The sequence below is a fragment of the Lysobacter arseniciresistens ZS79 genome (assembly GCF_000768335.1).
GTDB classification, from domain to species: Bacteria; Pseudomonadota; Gammaproteobacteria; order Xanthomonadales; family Xanthomonadaceae; genus Novilysobacter; species Novilysobacter arseniciresistens.
Map to the genome: position 1 here is coordinate 2,501 of NZ_AVPT01000055.1, position 3,182 is coordinate 5,682.

Below are 3,182 nucleotides of genomic sequence, written 5' to 3' on the forward strand. Positions count from 1 at the left end.
ATAAGCGCACACGGTGGATGCCTTGGCGGTCAGAGGCGATGAAGGACGTGGCAGCCTGCGAAAAGCACGGGGGAGCTGGCAACAAGCTTTGATCCCGTGATGTCCGAATGGGGAAACCCACCGCGCAAGCGGTATCGTGCAGTGAATACATAGCTGTACGAAGCGAACCCGGAGAACTGAAATATCTAAGTACCCGGAGGAAAAGAAATCAACCGAGATTCCCTGAGTAGTGACGAGCGAACGGGGAACAGCCCTTAAGCTGATTGAGTTCTAGCAAAACAACCTGGAAAGGTTGGCCATAGACGGTGACAGCCCGGTATGCGAAAGGGCTCTTTCAGTGAAATCGAGTAGGGCGGGGCACGAGAAACCCTGTCTGAACATGGGGGGACCATCCTCCAAGGCTAAATACTCCTGACCGACCGATAGTGAACCAGTACCGTGAGGGAAAGGCGAAAAGAACCCTGGTGAAGGGAGTGAAATAGACCCTGAAACCGTGTGCGTACAAGCAGTAGGAGCCCTTCGGGGTGACTGCGTACCTTTTGTATAATGGGTCAGCGACTTATTGTTCGTGGCAAGCTTAACCGTATAGGGGAGGCGAAGGGAAACCGAGTCTGATAAGGGCGCATAGTCGCGGGCAATAGACCCGAAACCGGGTGATCTAGTCATGCCCAGGGTGAAGGTGCGGTAACACGCACTGGAGGCCCGAACCCACTCCCGTTGCAAAGGTAGGGGATGAGGTGTGATTAGGAGTGAAAAGCTAATCGAACCCGGAGATAGCTGGTTCTCCTCGAAAGCTATTTAGGTAGCGCCTCATGTGAATCTTCCTGGGGGTAGAGCACTGTTATGGCTAGGGGGTCATTGCGACTTACCAAACCATGGCAAACTCCGAATACCAGGACAGACTGCATGGGAGACACACGGCGGGTGCTAACGTTCGTCGTGAAAAGGGAAACAACCCAGACCCACAGCTAAGGTCCCAAATCAGTGCTGAGTGGAAAACCATGTGGAAAGGCACAGACAGCCAGGAGGTTGGCTTAGAAGCAGCCACCCTTTAAAGAAAGCGTAATAGCTCACTGGTCGAGTCGGTCTGCGGGGAAGATTTAACGGGGCTAAGTACTGAACCGAAGCTTGGGGTGCATGCTTTGCATGCGCGGTAGAGGAGCGTTCCGTAAGCCGTTGAAGGTGGATCGAGAGGTCTGCTGGAGGTATCGGAAGTGCGAATGCTGACATGAGTAACGATAATGCGGGTGAAAAGCCCGCACGCCGAAAGCCCAAGGTTTCCTTGCGCAACGTTAATCGACGCAGGGTGAGTCGGCCCCTAAGGCGAGGCAGAAATGCGTAGTCGATGGGAAGCTGGTTAATATTCCAGCACCTCGCGTAAGTGCGATGGAGGGACGGAGAAGGTTAGGTCTACCGGGCGTTGGTTGTCCCGGGGAAAGGCGGTAGGTGGGGGATTTAGGCAAATCCGGATCCCCATTCAACACCGAGCACCGAGACGAGCCCACTAGGGCGAAGTGACTGATACCACGCTTCCAGGAAAAGCTCCTAAGCTTCAGCTTACGCAGACCGTACCGTAAACCGACACAGGTGGGCAGGATGAGAATTCTCAGGCGCTTGAGAGAACTCGGGTGAAGGAACTAGGCAACATGGCACCGTAACTTCGGGAGAAGGTGCACCCCTGGAGGTGGCCCATGCGGGCATAAGCTTCTGGGGGTCGCAGTGACCAGGCCGCTGCGACTGTTTATCAAAAACACAGCACTCTGCAAACACGAAAGTGGACGTATAGGGTGTGACGCCTGCCCGGTGCTGGAAGGTTAATTGATGGGGTCAGCCGCAAGGCGAAGCTCTTGATCGAAGCCCCAGTAAACGGCGGCCGTAACTATAACGGTCCTAAGGTAGCGAAATTCCTTGTCGGGTAAGTTCCGACCTGCACGAATGGCGTAACGACAGCGGCGCTGTCTCCACCCGAGACTCAGTGAAATTGAAATCGCTGTGAAGATGCAGCGTTCCCGTGGCAAGACGGAAAGACCCCGTGAACCTTTACTATAGCTTCACACTGAACGTTGAGTTCGTCTGTGTAGGATAGGTGGGAGGCTGTGAAACCCTGGCGCCAGCTGGGGTGGAGCCATCCTTGAAATACCACCCTGTCGTGCTTGACGTTCTAACCTGGGCCCGTAATCCGGGTCGGGGACCGTGTGTGGTGGGTAGTTTGACTGGGGCGGTCTCCTCCCAAAGAGTAACGGAGGAGCACGAAGGTACGCTCAGCGCGGTCGGACATCGCGCACTGTGTGCAAAGGCATAAGCGTGCTTGACTGCAAGATCGACGGATCAAGCAGGTACGAAAGTAGGTCTTAGTGATCCGGTGGTTCTGTATGGAAGGGCCATCGCTCAACGGATAAAAGGTACTCCGGGGATAACAGGCTGATACCGCCCAAGAGTTCATATCGACGGCGGTGTTTGGCACCTCGATGTCGGCTCATCACATCCTGGGGCTGTAGTCGGTCCCAAGGGTATGGCTGTTCGCCATTTAAAGTGGTACGCGAGCTGGGTTCAGAACGTCGTGAGACAGTTCGGTCCCTATCTGCCATGGGCGTTGGAGATTTGAGAGGGGCTGCTCCTAGTACGAGAGGACCGGAGTGGACGAACCTCTGGTGTTCCGGTTGTCACGCCAGTGGCACTGCCGGGTAGCTATGTTCGGAAGCGATAACCGCTGAAAGCATCTAAGCGGGAAGCGCGCCTCAAGATGAGATCTCCCGGGAGCTTGACTCCCCTGAAGGAACCATCAAGACCAGGTGGTTGATAGGCTGGGTGTGTAAGTGCAGCAATGCATTGAGCTAACCAGTACTAATGATCCGTGTGGCTTGACCATATAACCTCAAGTGGCCTTGGACTCGACGACGCGTCGACATTCCAACCCAATATCGCTACGTCCCACCCCATGCGAGCTGGCGCCCGAAGGCGACGCTCCAACAGCTTGCTCAGTGACAATAGCTGTGTGGCACCACCCGATCCCATCCCGAACTCGGAAGTGAAACGCACATGCGCCGATGGTAGTGTGGCCTTGCCATGCGAGAGTAGGTCATCGCTGAGCATTTACACCGAAGGCCGGACCCGAAAAGGTCCGGCCTTCTTCTTTTGGGCGGATGCAGGCTTGCGGCGCCGGGGGCATGCGGGGCCGGAAT

At 55.5% G+C, this 3,182-nt stretch carries 2 rRNA genes (1 of these 2 cut by a window edge); both read left to right on the forward strand.

Going from position 1 to position 3,182, the window contains the following annotated elements:
• Positions 1–2,869: ribosomal RNA gene (locus N799_RS13805) — 23S ribosomal RNA — on the forward strand (it extends 10 nt beyond the left edge of the window).
• Positions 2,870–2,977: 108 nt separating this feature from the next.
• A 5S ribosomal RNA gene (gene rrf, locus N799_RS13810) occupies positions 2,978–3,091 on the forward strand.
• Positions 3,092–3,182: the final 91 nt, after the last annotated feature.